Genomic DNA, 24,397 nt, shown 5'->3' on the forward strand with positions numbered 1-24,397 from the left:
GTGCTGACAGTTTGCGACCTTACGGTGTCAGTGGGGCCGGAAACCGCGCCGGTCGACATCGTCGCGGGCGTGTCCTTCGGCTTGGCCAAGGGCGAAATCCTCGGCCTCGTCGGCGAGTCCGGCTGCGGAAAGAGCATGACCTCGCTTGCGGTCATGGGATTGCTGCCGCAGCCCGGTCCCCGAGTCCGGGCCGGGCGCGTCCTGTTGGAGGGCTGCGACGTAACGCAGCTGCAGCCCTGGCAACGTGTCGAAGCGGGCCACGGCCGCATGGCAATGATCTTTCAGGAGCCGATGACCTCACTGAACCCTGTTCGTCGGATCGGCGATCAGATCGCCGAAGCCGTACGCGTGCATGAGGGAATTTCGGGCGCAGCGGCGCTGGTCCGTGCGCGCGAACTGCTCGAACTGGTACGTATGCCGGACCCCAAAATGCAGCTGTCCGCGTATCCCCATCAGTTGTCCGGAGGCCAACGCCAGCGGGTCATGATCGCGATTGCGCTGGCCTGCAGGCCACAGGTGCTGGTCGCCGACGAACCGACCACTGCGCTGGATGTCACCATACAGGTTCAGATTCTCGGGCTCTTGCGCGAGCTCTGCAATCGGCTCGATATGGCGATATTGTTCATCACTCACGACATGGGAGTCATTGCGCAGCTCGCCGATCGTGTCGCTGTCATGTACGCCGGCCAGATCGTGGAAACCGCTTCAGTCGATGCGCTGTTCGGCGCACCCCGTCATCATTACACCCGCGGACTGATGGATTGCATGCCGTCGCGAAATTCCGGCGCGCGCCGGCTGCCGACCATTTCTGGTCAGCCGCCGCTGCCAGGTTCGGTCGCCGCTGGCTGCGTGTTTGCCTTGCGTTGCGCAGCGGTGCGCGATGAGTGCCGCGTGGCGACCCCGCCCCGCCTGGAGGCTTCCCAAGGGCACGAGGTGCTCTGCGCGTTTCCGCTGGCCGGCGGAGAGCTGCCATGAGCGGCAATGTAATCCTCGAGGTCCGGGACATGATGGTCTCGTTCAGTGCCAGGCGGGCCGGTCGGAAATACCGGGTGCAGGCGGTGGATGGTGTATCGCTGTCGCTGGCCGAAGGCGAGGTCCTCGGGATCGTGGGCGAGTCCGGCTGCGGCAAGACCACGCTGGGCCGAGCCCTCGTCGGGCTGGTCCAGCCCGACAGCGGCAACTTCAATTTGAAGGGAACCGAAATGATCGGAGCCCGCGGCTCCGGCCTCCGCGAGATGCGTCTGAGCGTCCGGATGGTTTTCCAGGACCCCAATGCATCGCTCAACCCGCGGCGCGCAATTGGAGATTCGGTGGCGGAGGCGGCCGACATCAGCGGCTTCTTCAAGAACCGCGCCGAGCGCAGCGCGGCCATAGCTGCCACCTTGACGGCCGTCGGGTTGAACCCGTCTTTCGCCGCTCGCTACCCCTACGAACTGAGTGGCGGGCAACGGCAACGGGTCGGAATCGCACGCGCCATTCTTCCCACGCCGTGCATCATCGTCGCCGACGAGCCGGTCTCGGCCCTCGACGTGTCCGTGCAGGCCCAAGTGCTCAATCTGATGATGGATCTGCGTGACCAATTGAGACTGTCGATGCTCTTCATCTCGCACGACCTTGGCGTGATCGGGCAGATCAGCAGCCGCGTTGCTGTCATGTATATGGGCCGCATCGTGGAGCAGGCCGGGACGCGGACGGTCCTGGATCATCCGCTCCATCCCTATACGCGCGCGTTGGTGGCGGCAATTCCGAAGCCCGATCCATCGAAACGGATCCAGGGCGCGATCGAAATGGGTGAACCGCCAAGCCTCTTCACGCGACCGCACGGCTGTGCATATGCGCCCCGCTGCCCTATGGCCAGCGATCGCTGTCTCGTCGATGTGCCACAACTTCGATTTGTCGGTGCGGACGGTCGGACGATCGCCTGCCACAACGTATAACCAGCGAGTGCCGCGCGCCGCGAAATGACGCAACGCCTACGATTGATTTCTCCTCTATTCGAGCGATCCAATTCAAGCGGCGGCAGTCCGCGGCCGCCATGCGGCTGGCGGGTGCAAATCGGGAAGCCTGACGCCTGTTGCACCGCGATGTTAATCGCGACGCAACATTCAAAATGAGACTGCCCGTTAAGCCGCGCACGGCTCCAGCACGTGCGCTGCATCGGAGTTCGGTTAGCCTCCGTTTCAAGCACCGTTAGCCTTGTCCGAACGCCGCACCGCGCGGCGGGCGCGTCAAGGCGCGGTGAAAAACAGTGACAAGAACGCCCAGGGAGGAGAGCAATGTTGAAAGGCAGTCTAGGACTGATCGCGTTGAGCAGCCTGTTACTTTCGGGCACCGCCTTCGCACAGGAGAAGATCAAGGTCGGCGTCACCGCGACGCTCGAAGGCACCTACACCGTACTCGGCGAGGACGGCATCCGCGGCTTCCAGACGGCCCTCAACGTCCTCGGCAAGAAGGTCGGCGACAAGGAACTCGAATTTGTCATCGCCTCGACCGACGCGACGCCGGACTCCGCCGTACGAGCCGTGCGCAAGCTGATCGAGCAGGACAAGGTACAGATCCTGCTGTCGCCGCTCTCTGGTGACGAAGGCATCGCGGTCAAAAATTTTGCAAAGACCCATCCCGAACTGACCTTCATCAACGCCGCCTCCGGGGCCCAGGAAACGACCTATGTCGATCCGGCTCCGAACTTTTTCCGCTACAACATGGACGGTGCGCAGTGGCAGGTGGGCCTCGGCAAATATGCTTATGACGAAAAGAAGTATCGCAAGATCGCGACCGTCGGCGAAGACTACTCCTTCATCTATACGCAGGTGTTCGGCCTCGTGCTCGAGTTCTGCGGTGCCGGCGGACAGGTCACCAACCGGCAATGGGTGCCGCTCGGCACCAAGGACTTTGCCTCGGTCATCGCCGCACTGCCCGACGACGTCGACGCAATCTATCTCGGCCTCGGCGGCGCCGACGCCGTCAACTTCCTGAATCAGTACCAGCAGGCCGGCGGCAAGGCGCATCTGATGGGCGGCTCGATCATGATCGACCAGACCATCCTGTCGTCCAAGGGAAACGCCAAGAATGCCCTGATCGGCACGCTGGCCGCGAGCGGCCAGGCCGACACTTGGGAGAACCCAAGTTGGCAGAAGTTCGTGAAGGACTATCAGGACGCCTTCCCGCCCAACAAGCGCTTCCCGAGCCCATCGCTGCTCGCCACCAACTATTACGGCTCGACCATGGCGCTGATCCAGGCGCTCCGCCAGGTCAATGGCGATCTCTCCAACAATCAGGCCAAGTACAAGGAGGCCCTTGCCAAGATCGAGATCGACGCACCCAACGGCAAGATCAAGCTGGACTCCAACCGCCAGGCGATCGGCACCAACTTTGTCACCGAGGTCGTCGACGACGGCAAGGGCGCGCTGTTCTCAAAGGTCGTGAAGGTGATCCCGGACGTCAACCAAACGCTGGGCTACGATCCCGCGGTGTTCGCCAAAATCGGTTTGCCGAGCCGCACAGTACCGGAATGTAAGAAATACTGACCTAGTCTCATTCGCGAGCGATGACCGGCCGGGGAGAGATTTGCCAGAAGCGCGACACGTGCGCCCTTGCATTCTCTCCTCGGTTGTTGAACGCTACCAAAAAATACCAAGAGCTTTTGGGAGGAGAGGCATGAGCCGGGCGCTCGCCGTCTTCCACGGCCGCTTTGGTCGGGCGACGGTCTATCAGTTGAACCGCCCTTTCAACATCCACGCACATCGCGAAGGTCATTTGATCTTCCATGTCGGCGGGCGTTCCGCATGCATCGATGTCAGTGACGGACGTTACGAGCTCACCGAAGGTTCCGTCGTCGCGGTCAATCCGTGGGAGCCGCATAATTTCCTGCCGTCCGATCTCGAAGGCGGCGCCGTTTTCTTCGTGCTCTACGTCAATGCGGAGTGGTTTGCGCCCGACGCGCCCGGCGCCGACCGCCTGCGCTTCGGCCGCACCCAGTTCACGCGGTCCGTTGCGCTGGACAAGCACATCAGGCACGCAGCCGCCCTCGTGTGCGGCGCTCCCTCGCTCAACAGCCTCGATGGCGAGCTGAGAAGCCTGATCGACATCTGTTATGACGAAAGCTGGCAACAGGCGGTGACCGCGCGCGATCCGCGCGCAAACGGTTCCGTCACGGATTTTCGTGTGCGCAAGTGCATCAAGATGATGTCGGAGAGTCCTGGCGCCGAGATCGAGCTCGATACCATCGCGCGCGAATCTGGCCTTTCCCGGCCGCATTTCTACCGGCTCTTCCGCACCCAGACCGGCGTCACGCCACACCTCTATCTCAACACGCTGATGATGGAGCAGGCGCTGGAGGCGCTGGTGGCGAGCGAAGCGCCGATCGCCGATATCGGCTTCGATCTCGGCTTCTCGTCGCAGAGCGGATTCACCCGCTTCTTCGCTGCCAATGTCGGCATGGCGCCGACCGATTATCGCCGCGCGGCCAAGGTTTTGCGCGCCTGAGGTCACGCGAAAAGATACTCACGATCAAGCGCCTCCGTTACAGCCGCATTAGGATGCGACAAACGCGATCCCGAAACGAGGATCGCGCGCGATAGGGAGCGCACGTTCATGGCAGGGCTTGCGGCCGGCGACGGTCTGCGTGCCCCTCCGCCCCGCTTGCGGGGTGAGAGATGGGGTGACGCGAAGACGGAGCGGCGATCATGACCCGCTTTGTCGAACGCCATCCCGCCTGGGCACTGATTGTCATCATCGCAATCGCGGTAGCACTTTGGCTAATTTTCGCAGTGTGGCCGCAGAGCGTCGAAGATGCGTTCGGCCGCAAGCGGGTCTTCCTCAACGCGCTCTTCAACGGCATCACGCTCGGCGGTCTCTATTTCCTCGTCGCCAGCGGCTTTACGCTGATCTTCGGCTTAATGCGTAACGTCAACCTCGCGCACGGCTCGCTCTATTTGTTCGGCGGCTATGTCGGCTACGCCATCAGCGTCGCGACCGGTTCATGGGTCCTCAGCTTCATCGTCGCTTTCATCCTGACGGCACTGGTCGGCGTCCTGCTCCAGGTCCTCGTCTTCCGCCGCATGGAAGGCCAGGACCTGCGCCAGACCATGGTGACGATCGGACTCTCGATCGTGTTCGCCGATTTGATGCTGTGGGCATGCGGTGGCGATTTCTATCAGATCCAGACCCCGAACTGGCTGATCGGACCTGTGGAGCTGCCGCTGGTCACTGCGGTCAAGTCCTCAGGTGAGCCGGTCTATCTCCGCTATCCCCTGGTCCGACTCGTGATCTTCGTCGCCTCCGTCGTGATCGGCGTGGCGATGTGGCTGGCGCTCAACCGCACGCGCATCGGCATGATCATCCGCGCCGGGGTCGACGATCGCGACATCCTGGCTGCGACCGGAGTACGGATCCAACTCGTTTTCGTGGTGGTGTTTGCGCTCGGCGCCGGCCTCGCTGGCGTTGCGGGCGTTGTCGGCGGAACGTTCCAGTCGCTCTCACCCGGCGAGGATATCCGCTTCCTGCTCGCCTCCCTCGTCGTTGTGATCGTCGGTGGCATGGGCTCGATCCCAGGGGCTGCGCTGGGCGCGCTCATCATCGGCCTCGCCGAACAGCTCGGCTCGGTCTACATCCCGACCTACGCCATCGTCGTGACCTTCCTGATCATGGTTTTGGTGCTGGCAATTCGGCCGCAGGGCCTGTTGACGAGGCGCTGACATGTCCCTCGCCCACGACGCCCGCGTCCCGGTTCGTCCCGCCACTGCGGTGCAGCGCTCGAAATTGCGCGGATGGCCGGAGATCGACAATCCGGCGGCCTGGGCCGTCGCGGCCATTCTCCTAATCATGCCCCTGATCGCCAACGGCTTCTTCCTGATCGAGATCTTTGCGACCACGCTGATCCTCGGAACCATGGCGCTGAGTCTGATGTTTCTTGCCGGCTATGGCGGCATGGTCAGCCTGATGCAGCTCACCATCGCGGGTTTCTCCGCCTATATGGTCGCGGTGTTTGGCGTCAGCGGCAACGCCAATATCAGCCTGGGCTGGCCGTGGTGGCTTGCGGTCCCAATGGCGCTCGCGCTCGCGACCATATTCGGCACGCTCGGCGGCGCGCTGGCGGTGCGCACCGAGGGCATCTACACCATCATGATCACGCTCGCGATCGGCGCGGCGTTCTATTATTTCACTAACCAGAACTGGGCGATCTTCAACGGTCATACCGGCATCAATACCGTTGCCACACCGCATTTCTGGGGCGTCAACTGGCGCGCCGACATTCCATTCTACTATATCGTCCTCGCAGTAGCCGCGCTGTGCTACTTCGCCGTCGACTACATCTCCCGCGCACCGTTCGGCCTCGCGTTGCAAGGTGTCCGCGACAATCCCCGCCGCATGGCGGCACTCGGCTTCAACGTCAATGCGCATCGCGTCGCGGCCTACGTCTTGGCGTCCTTCGTCGCGGCGCTGGCAGGGGTACTCCAGGTCTGGAATTACCGGCAGATTTCGCCGGGATCCGTGAGCGTTGGGGCCTGCATCGATATCCTCATCATCGCAGTCGTCGGCGGCATCACGCGTCCCATCGGACCCTTTATCGGCGCGCTGATCTTCGTACTGCTGCGGACCTTCGCACTCGACTTCCTGGTCAAGCTGGGGCTCGACGGCAACCGCTTTCGGCTCCTGATCGGCCTCGGCTTCCTCGCTATCGTGTTCTGGTCCTCGGACGGCGTCATCGGACTCTGGCAGAGCTGGCGGCGCCGCCAACGCTCCGGCGCGGCAAGTTCAAGCGGACGACGTGGCCGAGAATCTGACCAAGGATCCAGCCAAGGATCCCACCATGGATAGCGTCGCGCAACGCCTCTCTGTCGTGGGCGCCGGCGCGGCGCTGGAGCTGCGCGGCGTGACACGTCTGTTCGGCGCGCTGGCGGCACTCACCGACATCACCATTACCGTCCGCCCCGGCGAACGGCGCGCCGTGCTTGGCTCTAACGGCGCCGGCAAGACTACGCTGTTCAACTGCATCACCGGCGACTTCCCACCTTCTTCCGGCACCATCCGCTTCTTCGGCGAGGACGTCACGCACTTCCCGCCCTATGAGCGCATCCGCCGTGGCCTGCGCCGGACTTACCAGATCTCCGCGCTGTTTCCGGGCCTTACCGTCCAGGACAATGTCTACCTCGCCTGCCGTGGCGTCTCACGGGGACGCTTCTCGTTTCTCCGCCCCGGTCAGAACGATGCGTTGATGCACGCGGCCGAAAATCTCGTACAGGCCGTCCATCTCTCGGGCGTGAAGGATCAGCGCGTTGCCGAGCTCGCGCATGGCCAGCAGCGCCAGCTCGAGATCGCACTTGCGCTTGCCGGCGCGCCGCGATTCGTCCTGTTCGATGAACCCGCCGCGGGGCTGTCGCCGACCGAGCGTGCCGAGCTGATCGAGATATTGACCTCCCTGCCCGCGCATATCGGCTACATCATCATCGAGCACGACATGGACGTCGCCCTGCGCGTCGTCGAGAGCGTCACGATGATGCACAACGGGCGGATCTTCAAGGAAGGCCGTCCGCAAGAGATCGAGTCCGATCCCGAAGTGCAGGAGCTTTACCTCGGAGGCGGCCATGAATGAGGTCCGCAGTACCGCCGCCGCGCTCGAAGTCCGCGGCCTGGACGTCTATTACGGCCATTCGCATGCGCTGCAGGGCGTGGATCTGACGCTCGAGGCCGGCGTGTTCTCGGTCGTTGGCCGCAACGGCATGGGCAAGACCACGCTATGCAAGGCCATCATGGGGCTGGTGCCGGTCAGCGGCGGCTCGATCCGCATCCGCGGGGATGAGATCACCCGACAGCCGCCTGCCCACATAGCCCGACTCGGCGTCGGCTACGTTCCGCAGGGACGGCGGCTGTGGCGTTCACTCAGCGTCGATGAGCATCTGCGGCTTGCCGCCGGCTTGCGCCGCGGCGCCTGGACGGTCGAGCGCATCTACAAGACGTTTCCGCGGTTGGCCGAGCGCAAGGATCACGGCGGCGGCCAGCTCTCCGGCGGCGAGCAACAGATGCTTGCGATCTCGCGCGCGTTGCTCACCAACCCGCGGCTCCTGATCATGGACGAGCCCACTGAGGGGCTCGCGCCCGTCATCGTGGCCCAGGTCGAGGAGATGCTGCTACGACTTGGCGAGGACGGCGACATGTCCGTGCTCGTGATCGAGCAGAATATCGGCGTGGCGACCGCCGTGTCGCGCAATGTCGCGATCATGGTCAACGGCCGCGTCAACCGCATCATCGATTCGGTGCGGCTTGCCGCCGATCGCGAACTGCAGCAGCGCCTGCTCGGTGTCGGAATGCACGCCGGACTCGAGCTCGACCTCGACGTGCCACCGGCGGATACGGAAGCGAAGCCTCGTCCGCAGCAGACGCGTCCAGGCGGCGCGATCCGCATCTACATGTCAAACCCGACGCCGCCGACACGGTGGTCGCAACCTGTGCCGATCGCCCGCATCGAGGCTGCGGCCCGCATGTTCTCGACACAGGTGATGCGACTCGACGAGACGGCACGGCGACGGCGCGAACCGGTCGCCGCACAAACGCAGGGCCCTCCGGTCGTCCTCGTCGTCGGTACGCTCGACACCAAGGGCACGGAGCTCCGCTTCATCCGCGACATCATCGCCGGGACCGGCCTGCGAACCCGATTGGTCGATGTCTCCACCAGCGGCAGGCACGCGGCCAGCGACGTCTCCGCCCAGGAGATTGCCTTGAACCATGGTCGCGGCGGATCGGCGGTATTCGGACCCGACCGCGGCGCCGCCGTCGCCGCGATGGCCGAGGCCTTCGCCAGCTGGTTGCGACGCCAGAACAATGTTGCCGGCGTGATTTCTGCCGGTGGCTCGGGCGCAGCGTCGCTGGTCGCGCCCGGTATGCGGATGCTTCCTGTCGGGGTGCCGAAGCTCATCGTCTCGTCCGTCGCCTCTGGCGACGTCGGGCCCTATGTCGGCCCCGCGGACATCACCATGATGCATTCGGTTACCGACGTTCAGGGCCTCAACTCGATCTCGCGCGCCGTGCTGGCCAACGGCGCCAACGCGCTGGCCGGCATGGTCAAGGCGCGCCTTGATCAGCATTCGCGGAAGGATCGCGGCGACAGCGGATTGCCGTCGGTCGGCATCACCATGTTTGGTGTCACCACGCCGGCGGGGCAGAAGATCGCGGCCGACTTGCGCGAGGATTTCGAGTGCCTGGTCTTCCACGCCACCGGCGTCGGAGGACGCTCAATGGAGAAGCTCGTCGATTCCGGACAGCTCGCAGGCGTCATCGACCTCACGACCACGGAGGTCGGCGATCTCCTGATGGGCGGCGTGTTCCCGGCCATCGACGACCGCTTTGGCGCCATCATCCGCAGCCGGGTGCCTTATGTCGGCTCGGTGGGCGCTCTGGACATGGTGAATTTCGGCGCCCCCGAGACCATCCCGGAGCGCTACCGCGGCAGGAAATTCCACGTCCACAACCCGCAGGTCACGCTGATGCGCACCACTGCAGAGGAGAACGAGCGCATGGGGCACTGGATCGCCGACCGGCTCAACCGGATGGACGGCCCGGTGCGCTTCTTCCTGCCTGAGGGCGGTGTCTCCGCGCTCGACGCGCGAGGACAGTCATTCTGGGATCCGGACGCCGATGCGGCGCTGTTCCGCACGCTGGAGCGCAACGTGCGGCAGACCGCCAACCGTCAGCTCATCCGCATTCCCAAGAATATCAATGACCCCGAGTTCGCCTCCACCATCGTCAGCGCGTTCCGAACATTGTTCGGCCGCATTGGGGCGCGCCGGAGACTAGCGAGGTGACCGATGGCCCGGTTTGAACGCGCTGCACTGTTGAATCGCTTCCGCGAGATGGCAAGGCGCGGCGAGCCCATCGTCGGCGGCGGCGCCGGCACCGGCCTGTCGGCCAAGTGCGAGGAGGCCGGCGGTGTCGACCTCATCGTCGTCTACAATTCCGGCCGCTACCGCATGGCCGGCCGAGGCTCGCTCGCGGGATTGATGGCTTACGGCGACGCCAACGCCATCGTGCTGGAGATGGCCGGCGAAGTGCTGCCCGTGGTGACCAGGACGCCAGTGCTCGCCGGCGTCAATGGCACGGATCCGTTCCGCGACATGGATCTTTTCCTGGACCAATTGAAAGCGCTCGGATTCGCTGGCGTACAAAACTTTCCGACCGTCGGCCTTATCGACGGCGTGTTCCGCGCCAATCTCGAAGAGACCGGTATGTCCTATGCCCTCGAGATCGACATGATCGCAAAGGCGCGCGAGAAGGACCTGCTGACGACGCCCTACGTCTTTAGCGAGAAGGAAGCTGCCGCGATGGCGATCGCAGGCGCGGATATCATCGTCTGTCATCTGGGCCTGACGACCGGGGGCAGCATCGGCGCGCAGACCGCACTCAAGCTGACCGATTGCCCAGCGCACATCGACACCTGGGCCTCCGCCGCGCTCGGCGTCAATCCGGACATTCTGGTGCTCGCTCACGGCGGACCAATCTCCGATCCGGACGATGCCGATTTCATCATGAGGAACACACGCAACTGCCACGGCTTCTACGGCGCCTCCTCAATGGAACGGCTGCCGGTCGAGCGGGCGCTGACGGATCAGGTTCGCAAATTCAAGGCGATCGGCGCGCGATAACGCCGAAAGGTCGAGGGAGAGAAACATGTCAGGGACTCTGGTCGGTGAATTGATCCTCTGGCTGATCGTCGCCGTCGTGGTGATCGTGGTCGGCGTCTACATCGTGAACTGGCTCTATCACCGCTCGTCCAAGGAGACCTCATTCGTCCGGACCGGCCTGCTCGGCGAGCGCGTTGTGATCAACGGCGGCGCCTTCGTGCTGCCGTTCATCCACGACTACACGCCCGTCAACATGAACGTGCAGCCGATGGGCATCGTGCGCTCCCGCCAGGACGCCGTGATCACCCGTGACCGCATGCGCGTCGACATCGAGGCCGATTTCTATGTCCGCGTGCAGGCGACCCGCGAAGCCGTGTCTATCGCGGCCGCCACACTCGGCCGCCGCACCATGGAGCCCGAACAGCTCCACGCCCTCCTCGCCGGCAAATTCATCTCGGCCATTCGTTCCGTTGCCTCGGAGATGACCCTCGAGCAGATGCACGAGCAGCGCGGTGAGTACGTCGCCCGCCTCAAGGCGAACGCCGCAGAGGCCCTCGCCCAGAACGGGCTCGAGCTGGAATCAGTCGCGATCACCGATCTCGACCAGACCGATCTCGAATTCTTCAACCCCTCGAACCGCTTCGACGCCGAAGGTCTGACCCGCCTGATGGAGGACATCGAGGCCAAGCGCAAACTGCGCAACGACATCGAGCAGGATTCGATGATCAAGATCCGCTCCCGCAACCTGGAGGCCGAGCGGCAGGCTCTCGAGATCGAACGCGAAAGCGAGACGGCGCGCCTCGAACAGGAGCGTGACATCGAGATGCGCCGCGCCCTGCAACGCACCGAGGTCGCACGCGAACGGGCCCTGCGCGAGACCGAAGCTGAGCAGGCGCAGATTTCCGCCCGTGAAACCATCGAGAAGGCGCGAATCGCCAACGACCAGGCGATCGCCGAAGCCCGTATCGCCTCGGAGCGTGAGACCCGCCAGCGGGAGATCGAGCGCACCCGCACCATCGAGGAGAAGGAACTGCTCGCACGGGAGGAAATCGAAAAAGCCCGGATCGCCAACCAGCGCTCGATCGATACCAGCCGCATCGCTTCCGAGCGCGAGGTGCGCCAGCGCGAAATCGAGCGGATGCGGACCGTCGAGGAAGCCGAGATCACCGCCCGCGAAGCGATCGAGAAAGCGCGTATCCAGCAGGACCGCGTCGTGACCGACGCCCGCATCGCTAACGAAGAGGAGACCCGGCGCCGCGAGATCGACCGGACCCGCGCCGTGGACGAAGCCGAGATTGCTGCCCGCGAGACGACCGAAAAGGCCCGCATCGCCCAGACCATGATTGTCAATGTCGAGCGCATCGCATCCGATGAGCGCACCCGTGCGCTGGAGATCCAGCAGGTGCGTAACATCCAGGAAGCCGAGATTGAGGCGCAGCGCGCGGTCGAGGCGGCGCGAATCGACCGGGAGCACAGGCTCGCCGTCGAGCGCATCGCGGTCGAGCAGAATACCCGGCAGTTGGAAATCGAGCGAAATCAGACGCTGGAAGTCGCAGAGGTCGCGGCGCGCGAAGCCACCGAAGCTGCCCGCATCACCCAGCAAGAGCGCGTGCGGTCGCTGGAAATCGCCCGCAACCGCGCCGTCGAGGAAGCCGACATTGCCTCGCGGGAAGCCATCGAAGCCGCCCGGATCGCGCAGGAGAAGTCCGTTGCAGCCGAGCGTATCCAGGCCGAGCGTGACACACGCGCGCTCGAGATCGAGCGCTCAGCCGTGCTCGAGGCGGCCGAGTTGAAGCGCCGCGACGCCATCGAGCGCCAGCGCATCGGCGTCGATCTCGCGCTCGAGGCCGAGCGGATCACGTCCTCCAAGAAGCGCGAAGTCCTCAATATCGAGCACAAGAAGGCGATCGAGATCGCGGATGAGGACCGCGTCATCGCGCTCTCGACCAAGAAGTCCGAGCGCATCGACGCCGACCGCCAGGTCAGGCAGGCCGAGATTGTCGCGCGCAAGGAGGTCGAGACCACCGACGTCTCGCGCGAGCATGCGCTAGAGGCGGCGCGAATCGAGCGCCGCCGTTCGATCGAACAGCTCGAAGTCGCTCGCGTCCAGTCGCTCCAGGAAGCCGAGATTGCCGCGCGGGAAGAGGTTGAGCGCTCCCGCATCGCCTCCGATCGCGGCCTCGACGAGGCCCGCATCGGCCGCGAGCGCGAGTTGCGCAAGCTCGAAATCAATCGCGAGAAGGAGGTCGAGACCGTCTTGATGGAAAAGGCGATTGCTATCCACCTCAAGTCGCTGGAGGAATCCGCGGCCAAGGCCTCGGCTGAGGAAGCGCGGGTGCATGCCACTGAAGCCACCGAGCGCGTCATAACCGCGCGCGAGAGCGAGATCGCGAAGCGTCGCAAGACCGTGGAGATCCTGATCGCCGAGAAGCAGGCCGAGGAGACGCGAATTGCCGCGGAAGCCGAACGGATCCGCGCTGCAGTCGAGGCCGAGGCGCAGCGTATGCTCAACGAGGCCGAGAACGTGCTGACCGACCAGGCGCGCTACTCGCTATTCCGTAGAAAGCTGCTCGACCGCATCGAGGGCATCGTCCGTGAGAGCGTCAAGCCGATGGAGAAGATCGAGGGCATCCGCATCCTGCAAGTCGATGGTCTCAACGGCAACGGCCATGGCGGGAATGGCGGCCGTAGCGCCACCGACGAGGTGATCGACTCGGCGCTGCGCTACCGCGTCCAGGCGCCGCTGATCGATTCGCTTCTGGCGGACATCGGCGTCGAAGGTGGCAGCCTCGCCAAGATGCCAGGCCTGATCCGGGAAGCTCGCGACATGCAGGGCATCAAGGACTCCGCGCGCAAGAGCGGCGGCGGTGGCGAGAAGCCAGCCGCTGCACCCTCGCCTGCAGCCGACGGCGAGCCGCCCGCCGAGCGCAGCCCCCGAAAGAAGAGCTGAGGTCGCACCATGGCCCGCGTCTACGTCTCGACCGTCGTCAAGGCGCGCAACGATCGCGTCTGGGCGCGAGTGCGCGACTTCAACGGTCTGCCGAACTGGCATCCCGCGATTGCGGAAAGCCGCATCGAGGGTGGCGAGCCCTCCGACAAGATCGGCTGCGTCAGGGATTTTCGCCTCCGCAACGGCGATCGCATCCGGGAAAAGCTGCTTGGCCTGTCCGATTACGACATGTTCTGCACCTACTCGATCCTCGAATCCCCGATGGGGGTCGAGGACTACGTCGCGACGCTTCGGCTGACGCCGGTCACGGATGGCGACCAGACCTTCATGGAATGGACCGCTGAGTTCGAATGCGCACCCGAGCGGGAGGCGGAGCTTGTCGCGAATATCGGCGGCGGCGTGTTCCAGGGCGGCTTCGACGCCCTCAAACGCCAGTTCGGAGGCTGAGCGCAGTGCCGCATATCGTCAAGAGCACGATCCTGGATGCGCCGACCGGGTCCGTGTGGGCGGTGCTGCGCGATTTCAACGGGCACGATCGCTGGCATCCGGCGGTCGCGGCCTCCACCATCGAGCGGGCGCAGGCCTCGGACAAGATCGGCTGCGTCAGGCGGTTCAAGCTGCAGGACGGCTCGGAGCTGCGCGAGCAATTGCTGACGCTGTCGGATCTGGAGCAGACCTTCAGCTACTGCCTGCTCGATACGCCGGTCCCGATGTTCAACTACGTAGCCCACGTCCGCCTGCTGCCCGTGACGGACGGCGACCGTACCTTCTGGCACTGGGAATCGCGCTTCTCGACGCGGCCGGAGGACAAGGATCGTATCACCCACATGGTCGCGGAAGATATCTACCAAGCGGGATTCGTAGCGATCCGCCGACACCTCAAGGAGGCTGTGTCAACATGACTGTGACGGTGAAGACCTTCACAAGCTCGAGCGAGGCCGCCGCCGCGCTGTCGTCCGATCGCACCGCTCGCTATCTCGGTGGCGGCACGCTCGTGATGCGCGCTCTGAACGAAGGCGATATCTCGCTCTCGACCATCGTGCGCGCCAATGACCAAGCCTTGACGCGCATCGACCCATCTGGTCCGCGGATCACCTTGGGTGCTGGCGTAACTTTCGCCCGGATTCTGGGCGAGCGTGACCTCGCTTTCCTGCACGCCCCTGCCCGCTCGATTGGCGGCCCGGCGGTGCGCAACATGGGTACGGTGGGCGGCAATCTGTTTGCGCCTAATCCCTATGGCGATTTCACCGTCGCCCTGCTTGCGCTCGATGCCACGGTGGCCCTGCAAGGCGGCTTTGGATCGCGCGACATTCCAATTGAGGAGTTTTTGCAGTCACGTGAAAGGCAGGCGGGCGCGCTCGTGCTGTCGGTGTCATGCACGCGACCGACTAGCGCGGAGGCTTTTCGCTACCGCAAGATCGCACGGATCAAGCCCAAGGGCGGCTCGGTCATCACGCTCGCCGCACATCTGCCCATCAGTGGCGGGCGGGTCGCCGGGGCACGAATCGCATTGGGATCGATGGCGCCGACGCAAATACGTGCGCGGGCGGCCGAACGCGCTCTGGAAGGTCGCTCGCTCGATGCCGCGACCGTTGCGGCCGCAGCCTCCGCAGCGGCGGAAGGAACATCGCCCTCCGACAACGCGCTCGGCAGCGCCTGGTACCGCCGCGAGATCGTCGGCGTCCATCTGCGTCGTCTTCTCTTGGGTCAGGAATAGATCGTATGGCCAAGACTGCCCTGCAATTTCGTCACAATGGCAGCGATGTCGCCATTTTCGTCGATGGCGGCACCAACCTGCTCGTCGCGCTTCGCGAATTGATCGGCGACATGACGCCGAAATTCGGCTGCGGCCAGGGGGGCTGCGGCACGTGTAGCGTCCTGATCGACGGCGAGCTCCATCTCTCCTGTCTGACGCTGGCCGAGACCGTCGCCGGCCGCTCTGTCGAGACGCTGGATAGCCTGAAGCAGGGACCGAACCTCCATCCGCTGCAGCGCGCCTTCGCCGAGAATTTTGCTGCCCAGTGCGGCTATTGCACGCCGGGCATGCTGATGGCTGCCAAGGCGCTGCTCGACCGCAATCCCTCCCCGAGCCGCGCCGAGATCGTGGAGGCGATCTCCGGCAACATCTGCCGCTGCACCGGCTACGAGCCGATCATCAACGCCATCCTCGCCGCCTCCGGCGGCAGGGTGAGCGCCTGAAGGACCAGATCATGCTGGAACTACGCAAGGACATCTTCGCCGACGAGCGCGACGATAATCTCAACGAGATCGGCAAGGGCACACAGCGCCAGGACATGCTTGGCCATGTCACGGGCACCTCGAGCTATTTCAACGACCACAAGCTCCAGGGCATGCTGCACCTGAAAGTCGTTCGCTCGACCCATTCGCATGCAAGGATCCGGCGGATCGATACCGCGGACGCCGAGCGCTCAGCCGGCGTGCGCCGGATCATCCGCGGCTCCGACGTGCCCCGCAACCTCAACACACTTTTGAGCCTGATCAATTTCGGCAAGGACGACGAACCATCGCTGGCCGTCGACAAGGTCCGCTACAAGGGTGAGCCGATCCTGGCCATCGTCGCCGACAGCGAGCGCGAGGCGTTCGAGGCGATCGCAAAGGTGCGGATCGACTATGAGCCGTTGCCAACCGTGTTCGACGTGGAAGATGCGCTGAAGGCCGGCGCGCCCGTCGTCAACGATACCTATCCGAAGAATGCCTTCATTTATCACGACACATACGACCACCAAAAGCTCCGCTTCGGCGATGCCGATGCCGCACTCGCGACCGCCGATCACGTGCTTGAACAACGCTACCAGATGTCACCAATCGAGCACGCGCCGACCGAAACCAATGGGTCGATCGCGGCGCCCGACACCAACGGGCGCTATGTCGTCTATACGTCGACGCAGGCGCTGTTCTTCTCGGTCGACACCTGCGCCAAGATCCTCGACGTCCCTTCCAACACCTTCCATTTCATTGGCGGCACCGTCGGCGGCGGCTTTGGCGGCAAGGTCGACACGCTGACCGAACCGTTATGCATCCTGGGTGCGATGCTGACGGGACGTCCCGTGCGCTACGTGTTCGGACGCGAAGAAGAGATGCAATACGGCCCGCCGCGCGGCGCCGAGCGCATCTACATCAAGGACGGCGTGATGCGCGATGGCCGCGTCGTCGCGAGAAAGATCCGCGCATATTTCGACAGCGGCGCATATACGCGGCTCTCCAGTTATGCAGCGGTGAAATGCGCAGCCCATCTGCCAGGACCCTACACCATCCCGAACGTCTATGGCGACGTCTACTGCGTCTTCACCAACCGTACGCCTGCAACCGCGATGCGCGGCTTCGGCGTCACCGCCATGGACTTTGCGATCGAATGCCAGATGGACAAGCTCGCGAACCTCGTCGGCATGGACCCGATGGAGTTCCGCATCCTCAATGCCTATCGCGACGGCGACATGAAGGCGCATCGGCGCGAGGCCAAGAACACGGCGCTGATCGAGTGCGTCCAGGTCGCGGCCGAGAAAGCCAAATGGCCGATCCGCGACGAGTTCAAGCGCGCCTCCTCCCGCAAAGACGGAGGCGGCAGCCGCGCTGCCATCCCGCGGACGCCTGCCGACATCCACGTACGGACGACCGCGCCGGCGCAGCAGCGCACGAGCTATGATCGCCTGCCAACGGCCGCGTCGCGCGAACCCCCGCGCGAGCCCCCACCGCCCGCGCCGCCACCGCCATCGCCACCGCGACCAACATCGCCCTCGCATGGGGCGGGCCGATTCTCATCCGTGTTCGGCACCAGGAGGCGTTGAGATGACGCGACATCGCGGACGCGGCATCGCGTCGGTCAACTATCCCATCGGCATGAACCTCGGCGGCGATCCCAGCCAAGCCCTGGTTCATTCCAATCCAAGCGGCAAGTTCACCGTAGCGCTGTCCTCGATCGACCTCGGCCAAGGCATGAAGTCGGTCACGCGGCAGATTTGCGCAGAGACGCTCGGCGTACCCGTCGAGGACGTCTATGTCGATACCGCCGATTCCGATACTGGCCCGCATTGCATGGGCTCGTTCGCCTCGCGCGGCACCCATCGCGTCGGCAATGCAGTGATGGCGGCGGCGCGCGAGGCGCGCGGCGTGATGATGGAGGCGGCCGCAGAAGAACTCGAGGTCAACGCCGCCGATCTCGAAACCGACGGACGTGGCAACATCCACGTCAAGGGCGCGCCGCACCGCTCGATCTCCACCAAGGACGTCGCCATCGCCGCGCAGTTCAAGCAGGGCAAGACCATCGCCGGCCGCGGCATCTTCCTGGTTCCTCTGTCCAATGTCGATCCGGAAACCGGCGAGATGTCGCCGGCGACCTGTTACGCCCATGCCTGTCTCGTCGCCGAGGTCGAGGTTGACGACGAGACCGGCGAGGTCACGATGATCCGCATGGATTCTGCCTATGAGCTCGGCCGTGCGCTCAACCCGCGCCTGGTCGAGCAACAGCTCGTCGGCGGCGCCTGGATGGGCGTCAGTCACGCGCTCTACGAGACGCCAGAACCCTATTATCCCGACCCGGTCCACGGCCCTCGCGACTTCGTCGAATATGTCATGCCCGGTCCTGGCGATATCTGCCCGCACGACATCGCCGTATTGGAACGCCCCGCTCCCGATGGCCCCTTCGGCGCCAAGGGGCCCGGCGAAATGTGCGCGAATCCCGTATTGCCGGCCGTTGCGAACGCCATCTTCAACGCCGTCGGCGTGCGCATCGACGATCTGCCGATTACGCCGGAGAAGGTGCTGCGCGCGATCAAGGCCGAGGGCGGCGCGCGCCCTCAGGCGCGGCGCTGAGGTCTCGATGGCCGTCCGCAGCAACATCGTCGGCATCGACAGCCCAGAGGCACTGGAGAAAGCGCTTCGGGCAGCCTATTACCTTGCCGACGAGGGGCTGGCGACCGCAGCCTATCTCGGGCTGGCACTCGGCAAGCCATTGCTGCTCGAGGGCGCGCCGGGCGTCGGCAAGACCGAGGCCGCCAAAGCCATTGCCGCGGTCCTCGGCCGCCGCCTGATCCGCCTGCAATGCTACGAAGGCATCGACGCATCTGCCGCACTCTACGAATGGAACTATCCGCGCCAGATGCTCGCAATCCGCCAGGCCGGCGATGAGAGCGTCGACATCTACGGCGAAACGTTTTTAATCGAGCGACCGATGCTGGCGACGCTGCGCGCACCTGACTCAACTGTGCTGCTGATCGACGAAATCGACCGCGCCGACCAAGAATTCGAAGCCTTCCTGCTCGAGTTCCTGTCCGACTTCCAGATCTCGATTCCGGAGCGCGGTACGGTTCGCGCCTCTGAGCGCCCGGTTGTCGTCCTGACCTCGAACCGCACGCGGGATCTTCATGAAGCGTTGCGGAGGCGATGCGTCTATCACTGGATCGACTATCCCTCCGCCGAGCGCGAAGCGCGCATCGTGATGATGCGGGCCTCCAGCGTCGCCGAGGGGACCGCGCGGGCCGTCGTCGCCGCCGTCGAGAAGCTGCGACGCGAACCACTCAGCAAGGCGCCCGGGATCGCCGAGGCCGTCGACTGGGCCGAGGCCGCCACGCTGCTGCACAAGGGTGGCGCACGGTGGCCTGATGCCTTCAGGCGCTCGATCGGCGTTGCCTTGAAAGACGAGGAGGATCTGCACTTCATTTCGCCGCGCCTCGATGCCCTGCTGGCGGAGGCCTCTGCATGAGCGCCGAACCCGAACTGCCGCGCGCTGCGCGTGTATTCATCTCGTTCGTCGGCTTGTTGCGAACGAACGGATTTGCCGTCGCACCGGAACAGACGACGTCGTTCCTTGCCGCAATCCAGTTGCTCGGTCCCCGCAGCCTGGAGGACATTCGGCAGGCAGCCCTCGCAACACTGGCTCCTCCACCGGAGCGTCGCGCAACGTTCGACCGGCTGTTCGATCTGCACTTTCGCGGAAACGAGGCAATCGAGCGCGTCGATGACGGTGAGGACGACGAGACTGTTCGGCTGCAAGAGGAGGCCCGTGGAAACGACGAGCCGCTGTTGTCGGACGAGGCCAACGAGTCCGGTCTCGCAGCTGCGCGCGCCGAAACCCTGGTCGAGCGCCGCTTTGCGCAGCTCTCGACCACCGATGCGCTGCGCCGGCTGTCCCGCGAGGCGCCGAGGCGCCTGCCGAAGCGGCGCGGCCATCGCCGCATGCGGGCTCGCAGCGGACCCTACGCCGATTTGCGCCGCACCCTGCGCGACTCCGTTCGCAGCGATGGCGAAATTCTCCGGCTGGGGCGTTTGAAGCGGCGGCAGCGCCCACGCAAGATGTTGCTTCTGATTGACGTCTCCGGCTCGATGAAGACCCGCACCGAAGAGAATATGAAGTTCGCGCACACGTTGGTGCAGGCGGCGCCCAGCGTCGAGGTCTTCACCTTCGGCACGCGGCTGACCCGCATCACCCGCCCGTTGCGACTCAAACGCCGAGAGCAGGCGCTCAGGGCGGCGGCCCATGCGGTCAGCGACTGGGACGGCGGCACCCGAATCGGCGATGCGCTTCAGGCGTTTCTCGCCGTGCCCCGCTTCGGTGGATACGCGCGGGGCGCTGCCGTGATCATCGTTTCCGACGGCCTGGAACGGGGCGAACCCGATGCGCTGCGCGATGCGGTCGCGAAACTATCGCGCCGTGCGTGGCGCGTGAGCTGGCTGACACCGCTCGCGGCTGGTCCCGACTTTCGCCCGCAGACCGAAGCGCTGGTCGCGATCGAACGCTTCGTCGACGACCTCGTCGATGGTGGCTCGAGCGCGTCGATCGTCGCGCATGTGCTGGCGCTGGGACAAAGGAGAGTTGCGTGACCGACGTCGTCGATGGGCACCATCATATCTGGCGCCAGACCGACCTGCCCTGGCTGGTGGGTCCGATGCAGCCGCGCATCTTCGGTCCGTACGAGCCGATCCGGCGCGATTACCCGATCGAGGAATATCTCGGCGACATCGAGGGCAGCGGCGTTACCCGCTCGGTCTATGTCCAGACCAACTGGGCCAATGACCGCTTCGAGGACGAGGCCGCTTGGGTGCAGCAGACCGCCGAGGAGCACGGCTGGCCGCATGCCATCGTAGCTTACGCCGACTTTTCGGTGGACGACGTGCGTCCACAGCTCGACCGCCTGAAGCGTTATGCCCTCGTACGCGGCGTTCGCATGCAACTGCATTGGCACGAGAACCCGCTTTATCGCTTTGCCGCGCGGCCGGACCTTTGCACCGATCCCGTGATCCAGCGCGATATCGCCCGCCTTGCGGATTATGGCTGGAGCTTTGAGCTTCAGGTGTTCACGCCACAGATGCCTGACGCTGCGCGCCTTGCGGAATCCTGCCCTAAGGTGACCTTTATCCTCCAGCACGCCGGCATGCTGGAGGACCTTTCACCGGCAGGCCGCGCCGCGTGGCGCGCCGGGATGGCCCGCCTCGCCGCATGCCCGAACGTCGTGTCGAAACTATCGGGGCTCGGAACCTTCATCCACCGCAACGACCCCGCGCATATCGCATCCGTCCTGACCGATACGATTGCGATCTTCGGCGCCGAACGCTGCCTGTTCGGCTCGAATTTTCCGATCGAGAAATTGTGGACCAGCTATCGCGCGTTGATCGATGCATTCCGTGCCGCCGCGGCGCCGCTACGCGATGATCAGCGCGAAGCCATTTTCAAGACCACCGCTATGCGCGTCTATCGGCTCTGAGCGCCGAGGAAACAACGAGAACGGACACAGGGAGGGACGGAATGCCGCTGGAGATCAAGATTTTGGACTATGGCGATATTGAGCTGGAATCGAGCTTTTTGGTTCTCGGCCGCGATTGCGGCCGCACCCGCCGCGTCCTCACCCTCGGTTTCCTGATCCTCGGCGGCAAGTATCCGGTCGTGGTAGACACCGGTTACCGTTCCAACCAGATCATGGAAACGCTGGGGATGCGCGGCCTGCAGTATCACGAGCACATGATCGAGAACCAGCTTGCGCGGCACGGCGTGCGGATGGGCGATGTGCGTTTCGTCTGCCACACCCATCTGCACATCGACCACGCCGGCAAGGACGATCTGTTTCCGATGAACACGACCGTCGTCCTCAACCGTCGGGAGCTTGAATATTCTGTGTCCGGCCTGATGCATCCGCAATATCCGGCACCGGATATCAAGCATCTGATCGACCGTCTGCACACCAAGAGTGCGCTGCGCTTTCTCGACCTCGAGATCACAGGTCCCATCGAGTTGATGCCGGGTGTCTACTGCGACGCCGCGAATGCGCATACCGAGGGATCGATGAATATCATCGTCGAAACGGCCGACGGCATCGCCACCATCTGCGGCGACGTCATCTATGATTTCAACGACCAGATCGTGACGCCCTTCAACGAGATCCACGACTGGGAGCCGCGCACCACTGGCAACCACGGCACCACCAAGCGGGCCGAGAAGGCCGCCATCAAAAAGCTGCTCAGCAATTCGCGCTATCTGCTGCCGGTCCACGACCGCCCCGCCAAGATCGAAGGCGGCAACGTCGTCGGCCGGCTGCACGACCAGGTGCCTGGGCCGGTCGTGCAGTCTCTGCCCCAGCGCAACTGGTTTCCGGCCTAGACGCCAGAGGATCGACCGATGACCCACGTCACCTTGCGCTCCGAATTCGAGACCCTGATCGATCCCTACGCACCAGTCGCGCAAATCGGCACCGGTTTTGACTTTACGGAAGGACCGATCTGGCATCCGGTGGATCATTATCTGCTGTTCTCAGACATGCCGGGCGACGTGCGCCGGCGCTGGGATGCGCGGCGCGGCGTCGCCGAGGTCAAGCGTCCCTCGAACAAATGCAACGGCATGACCTATGACGCCGAGCTCAATTTGATCGTTTGCGAGCACGCGACATCGTCGTTGATCCGCGAGCGGCCGGACGGACGGCGCGAGGTGCTGGCCTCGCACTTTGGGGGACAGGAGCTCAACAGCCCCAACGACGTCTGCGTGCACTCCTCCGGCGCGATCTATTTCTCGGACCCCTGGTATGGCCGCATGCCGGTCTATGGCGTCGAGCGGCCGAGGCAGCTCGGTTTCCAGGGCGTCTATCGCGTCGTGCCCGGCGCCGACCCGAAGCTCGTCGTGGACCGCAATCTGTTCGACCAGCCGAACGGGCTGTGCTTCTCGCCCGACGAGAAACTGCTCTATGTCAACGACACCGTGCAGGCACTCATCCGCGTGTTTGATGTCAATTCTGACGGTTCCCTGTCGACCGCGCGGGTGTTCGCGAGCGCCATCCGCTCCGAGCTCGAGCCCGGCTTGCCCGACGGCATGAAGTGCGACCAGCACGGCAACGTCTGGGTTACGGCACCCGGCGGGGTCTGGGTCTATTCGCCGCGGAGCGAGCTGCTCGGCAAGCTCCGCCTGCCCGAACTCGTCGCCAACCTTACCTGGGGCGGGCCGGATTTCCGCACGCTGTACCTGACTTCGACGCACTCGGTCTATGCAATTCCCACCAGGGTCGGACCGCGCCACGAGCCCTATATGAGCGGCAAGCGAGGCAGCGGCACTGCGGCCGCGGGCTCTGCTTCCGCTGCCCCCATCCTTGCCGACGGCGAAATGCAGCTCGACCCGCGACGCTGCGCCATGATCATCCAGGATCTCCAGAACGACGTCATCATGGATGGCGGCGCCTTTGCCGATTCCGGCGCGCCAGGTCACGCGAAGCAGCAGCGCGTCGTCGAGAATGTCCGCCGCCTAGCCGAAACGGCGCGGGCGCGAGGCGTGGCCATCATTCATGTCTGGTTCGTCGTCGAGCCCGGCGCGCCCGGCGTGACGCTGAATGCGCCGCTGTTCGAGGGTCTCGTCGACAGCAAGGCGATGGTGCGCGGAAGCTGGGGGGCGGCACCGGTGTCAGGTCTCGAACCACGGCCCGGCGATTTCGTGGTCGAGAAGGTGCGAATGAGTGCCTGGGAAGGCACGAGGCTCGAAACGATCCTGAAAGCCACCGGCCGCGACATGATCATCAACACCGGCGCCTGGACCAACATGTCAGTTGAGCACACAGCGCGGACCGGTGCCGACAAGGGCTACTTCATGATCGTTCCCGAGGATTGCTGCTCGACCATGAACGCCGATTGGCACGCCGCGTCGATCAATTTCGCCATGCAGAACGTCGCCGTCGTGACCAAGGCCGATGCGGTCATCAAAGCGCTGGGATGAGCGGTGGCGAAGCTCCTGCACCTGTCTTGCTCGCCCCGCGGCGACTCCTGGTCAGGCGCCGGCGCATGCGTTTTCCTCGACGGCTTTCGCCGAGCTCGGCCCGACTGGGACGTGGACGTTATGGATCTCTGGCGCGAGCGCTTGCCGGAATTTTCAGGCCCCATTGTCGAAGCCAAATATGCACGGATGAAGGCGCAGGCCTTCAACGACGCGCAGCGGGACAGCTTCGCGGAAGCCGAGCGGATGGCGGTGCGCTTAGCGCTCGCCGAGCGGGTGCTGATTTCGACGCCAATGTGGAACTTCGGCATTCCCTATAAGCTCAAGCAATGGTTCGACATTATCGTCCAGCCCGGGCTCACCTTTCGGTTCGATCCGTCGCTGGGGTATATCCCGTTGCTGAAGGACCGGCCGACCATCGTCATCATTGCCAGTGGCAGCGATTTCGCCACCGGAATGAATCGCGGGCGCATCGACATGGCAGCGCCTTACCTGCGCGAAATTTTGCGTTTTGTCGGCATCAGCAATGTCCGTTTCATTCCGATCGGACCAACCACCGGACCGCAACAGCCCATTGAGGTGGCTCGCGAACGAGCCCATCGACGCCTGGCCGCAATGGCCGAGAGCTTCTGA

Annotated in this window: 22 protein-coding genes; all 22 read left to right on the forward strand. The window is 64.3% G+C overall.

Going from position 1 to position 24,397, the window contains the following annotated elements:
• The 22 genes from IVB50_RS36365 (at position 1) to IVB50_RS36470 (ending at position 24,397) form a co-directional block, all read left to right on the forward strand.
• Positions 1-975, forward strand: a complete 975-nt coding sequence (locus IVB50_RS36365) for an ABC transporter ATP-binding protein (protein WP_026233650.1) — start codon at positions 1-3, stop codon at positions 973-975.
• A complete protein-coding gene (locus IVB50_RS36370; RefSeq protein WP_018458743.1) occupies positions 972-1,937 on the forward strand; it encodes an ABC transporter ATP-binding protein in 966 nt (321 codons plus the stop codon). Before IVB50_RS36365 ends, IVB50_RS36370 begins: the two co-directional genes overlap by 4 nt.
• A 339-nt stretch (positions 1,938-2,276) precedes the next feature.
• Positions 2,277-3,527, forward strand: coding sequence for an ABC transporter substrate-binding protein (locus IVB50_RS36375; RefSeq protein ID WP_026233649.1), 1,251 nt, complete (start codon positions 2,277-2,279; stop codon positions 3,525-3,527).
• A 130-nt stretch (positions 3,528-3,657) separates the two neighbouring features.
• Positions 3,658-4,485: an AraC family transcriptional regulator gene (locus tag IVB50_RS36380; RefSeq protein ID WP_018458741.1), complete on the forward strand. Its 828-nt coding sequence runs from the start codon at positions 3,658-3,660 to the stop codon at positions 4,483-4,485.
• A gap of 200 nt (positions 4,486-4,685) precedes the next feature.
• Positions 4,686-5,696: a branched-chain amino acid ABC transporter permease gene (locus IVB50_RS36385; protein ID WP_018458740.1), complete on the forward strand. Its 1,011-nt coding sequence runs from the start codon at positions 4,686-4,688 to the stop codon at positions 5,694-5,696.
• A 1-nt stretch (position 5,697) separates the two neighbouring features.
• Positions 5,698-6,819: a branched-chain amino acid ABC transporter permease gene (locus tag IVB50_RS36390; protein ID WP_247299699.1), complete on the forward strand. Its 1,122-nt coding sequence runs from the start codon at positions 5,698-5,700 to the stop codon at positions 6,817-6,819.
• Entirely contained in the window at positions 6,812-7,594 is a 783-nt protein-coding gene (locus IVB50_RS36395; RefSeq protein WP_007593014.1) for an ABC transporter ATP-binding protein, read from the forward strand. The genes IVB50_RS36390 and IVB50_RS36395 overlap by 8 nt, the downstream gene beginning before the upstream one ends.
• On the forward strand, positions 7,587-9,800 hold the full coding sequence (locus IVB50_RS36400) for an ABC transporter permease (RefSeq protein WP_018458737.1): 2,214 nt from the start codon (positions 7,587-7,589) through the stop codon (positions 9,798-9,800). The genes IVB50_RS36395 and IVB50_RS36400 overlap by 8 nt, the downstream gene beginning before the upstream one ends.
• 3 nt (positions 9,801-9,803) lie before the next feature.
• On the forward strand, positions 9,804-10,637 hold the full coding sequence (locus IVB50_RS36405; RefSeq protein WP_018458736.1) for a phosphoenolpyruvate hydrolase family protein: 834 nt from the start codon (positions 9,804-9,806) through the stop codon (positions 10,635-10,637).
• A 25-nt stretch (positions 10,638-10,662) separates the two neighbouring features.
• The gene (locus IVB50_RS36410) at positions 10,663-13,566 is read left to right on the forward strand and encodes a flotillin family protein (RefSeq protein ID WP_026233647.1); all 2,904 of its coding nucleotides are present in this window, start codon (positions 10,663-10,665) and stop codon (positions 13,564-13,566) included.
• Between the two features lie 9 nt (positions 13,567-13,575).
• Positions 13,576-14,013, forward strand: coding sequence for an SRPBCC family protein (locus tag IVB50_RS36415; protein WP_018458734.1), 438 nt, complete (start codon positions 13,576-13,578; stop codon positions 14,011-14,013).
• A 5-nt stretch (positions 14,014-14,018) separates the two neighbouring features.
• Positions 14,019-14,468: an SRPBCC family protein gene (locus IVB50_RS36420; RefSeq protein WP_018458733.1), complete on the forward strand. Its 450-nt coding sequence runs from the start codon at positions 14,019-14,021 to the stop codon at positions 14,466-14,468.
• Entirely contained in the window at positions 14,465-15,283 is an 819-nt protein-coding gene (locus tag IVB50_RS36425) for an FAD binding domain-containing protein (RefSeq protein WP_018458732.1), read from the forward strand. Before IVB50_RS36420 ends, IVB50_RS36425 begins: the two co-directional genes overlap by 4 nt.
• 5 nt (positions 15,284-15,288) lie before the next feature.
• A complete protein-coding gene (locus IVB50_RS36430) occupies positions 15,289-15,765 on the forward strand; it encodes a (2Fe-2S)-binding protein (RefSeq protein ID WP_007593025.1) in 477 nt (158 codons plus the stop codon).
• Positions 15,766-15,776: 11 nt separating this feature from the next.
• Positions 15,777-17,372 carry a molybdopterin cofactor-binding domain-containing protein gene (locus IVB50_RS36435; RefSeq protein ID WP_247299701.1) on the forward strand — a complete coding sequence of 532 codons (1,596 nt, stop codon included), beginning with the start codon at positions 15,777-15,779 and terminating at the stop codon, positions 17,370-17,372.
• Between the two features lies 1 nt (position 17,373).
• Positions 17,374-18,396, forward strand: coding sequence for a molybdopterin cofactor-binding domain-containing protein (locus IVB50_RS36440; RefSeq protein WP_085352430.1), 1,023 nt, complete (start codon positions 17,374-17,376; stop codon positions 18,394-18,396).
• 7 nt (positions 18,397-18,403) lie between these two features.
• The gene (locus IVB50_RS36445; protein WP_018458729.1) at positions 18,404-19,285 is read left to right on the forward strand and encodes a MoxR family ATPase; all 882 of its coding nucleotides are present in this window, start codon (positions 18,404-18,406) and stop codon (positions 19,283-19,285) included.
• Entirely contained in the window at positions 19,282-20,403 is a 1,122-nt protein-coding gene (locus IVB50_RS36450; protein ID WP_018458728.1) for a VWA domain-containing protein, read from the forward strand. Before IVB50_RS36445 ends, IVB50_RS36450 begins: the two co-directional genes overlap by 4 nt.
• Positions 20,400-21,284 (forward strand): amidohydrolase family protein, encoded by an 885-nt coding sequence (locus tag IVB50_RS36455; RefSeq protein ID WP_247299702.1) that lies wholly within the window; start codon positions 20,400-20,402, stop codon positions 21,282-21,284. The genes IVB50_RS36450 and IVB50_RS36455 overlap by 4 nt, the downstream gene beginning before the upstream one ends.
• A gap of 41 nt (positions 21,285-21,325) precedes the next feature.
• Positions 21,326-22,174 (forward strand): MBL fold metallo-hydrolase, encoded by an 849-nt coding sequence (locus IVB50_RS36460; RefSeq protein WP_007593031.1) that lies wholly within the window; start codon positions 21,326-21,328, stop codon positions 22,172-22,174.
• Positions 22,175-22,192: 18 nt separating this feature from the next.
• Positions 22,193-23,767, forward strand: a complete 1,575-nt coding sequence (locus IVB50_RS36465; protein ID WP_085394193.1) for an isochorismatase family protein — start codon at positions 22,193-22,195, stop codon at positions 23,765-23,767.
• A gap of 3 nt (positions 23,768-23,770) precedes the next feature.
• A complete protein-coding gene (locus tag IVB50_RS36470) occupies positions 23,771-24,397 on the forward strand; it encodes an NAD(P)H-dependent oxidoreductase (protein WP_026233646.1) in 627 nt (208 codons plus the stop codon).

The organism is Bradyrhizobium sp. 87 (assembly GCF_023073015.1).
GTDB classification, from domain to species: domain Bacteria; phylum Pseudomonadota; class Alphaproteobacteria; order Rhizobiales; family Xanthobacteraceae; genus Bradyrhizobium; species Bradyrhizobium canariense_D.

Excerpts from the sequence above, each read along its gene's own strand:
- IVB50_RS36440 (WP_085352430.1), top strand. The coding sequence starts at position 17,374 with ATGACGCGACATCGCGGACGCGGCATCGCGTCGGTCAACTATCCCATC.
- IVB50_RS36400 (WP_018458737.1), top strand. The coding sequence starts at position 7,587 with ATGAATGAGGTCCGCAGTACCGCCGCCGCGCTCGAAGTCCGCGGCCTG.
- IVB50_RS36460 (WP_007593031.1), top strand. The coding sequence starts at position 21,326 with ATGCCGCTGGAGATCAAGATTTTGGACTATGGCGATATTGAGCTGGAA.
- IVB50_RS36380 (WP_018458741.1), top strand. The coding sequence starts at position 3,658 with ATGAGCCGGGCGCTCGCCGTCTTCCACGGCCGCTTTGGTCGGGCGACG.
- IVB50_RS36410 (WP_026233647.1), top strand. The coding sequence starts at position 10,663 with ATGTCAGGGACTCTGGTCGGTGAATTGATCCTCTGGCTGATCGTCGCC.
- IVB50_RS36430 (WP_007593025.1), top strand. The coding sequence starts at position 15,289 with ATGGCCAAGACTGCCCTGCAATTTCGTCACAATGGCAGCGATGTCGCC.
- IVB50_RS36395 (WP_007593014.1), top strand. The coding sequence starts at position 6,812 with ATGGATAGCGTCGCGCAACGCCTCTCTGTCGTGGGCGCCGGCGCGGCG.
- IVB50_RS36370 (WP_018458743.1), top strand. The coding sequence starts at position 972 with ATGAGCGGCAATGTAATCCTCGAGGTCCGGGACATGATGGTCTCGTTC.
- IVB50_RS36375 (WP_026233649.1), top strand. The coding sequence starts at position 2,277 with ATGTTGAAAGGCAGTCTAGGACTGATCGCGTTGAGCAGCCTGTTACTT.
- IVB50_RS36385 (WP_018458740.1), top strand. The coding sequence starts at position 4,686 with ATGACCCGCTTTGTCGAACGCCATCCCGCCTGGGCACTGATTGTCATC.
- IVB50_RS36450 (WP_018458728.1), top strand. The coding sequence starts at position 19,282 with ATGAGCGCCGAACCCGAACTGCCGCGCGCTGCGCGTGTATTCATCTCG.
- IVB50_RS36415 (WP_018458734.1), top strand. The coding sequence starts at position 13,576 with ATGGCCCGCGTCTACGTCTCGACCGTCGTCAAGGCGCGCAACGATCGC.
- IVB50_RS36465 (WP_085394193.1), top strand. The coding sequence starts at position 22,193 with ATGACCCACGTCACCTTGCGCTCCGAATTCGAGACCCTGATCGATCCC.
- IVB50_RS36390 (WP_247299699.1), top strand. The coding sequence starts at position 5,698 with ATGTCCCTCGCCCACGACGCCCGCGTCCCGGTTCGTCCCGCCACTGCG.
- IVB50_RS36425 (WP_018458732.1), top strand. The coding sequence starts at position 14,465 with ATGACTGTGACGGTGAAGACCTTCACAAGCTCGAGCGAGGCCGCCGCC.
- IVB50_RS36445 (WP_018458729.1), top strand. The coding sequence starts at position 18,404 with ATGGCCGTCCGCAGCAACATCGTCGGCATCGACAGCCCAGAGGCACTG.
- IVB50_RS36405 (WP_018458736.1), top strand. The coding sequence starts at position 9,804 with ATGGCCCGGTTTGAACGCGCTGCACTGTTGAATCGCTTCCGCGAGATG.
- IVB50_RS36435 (WP_247299701.1), top strand. The coding sequence starts at position 15,777 with ATGCTGGAACTACGCAAGGACATCTTCGCCGACGAGCGCGACGATAAT.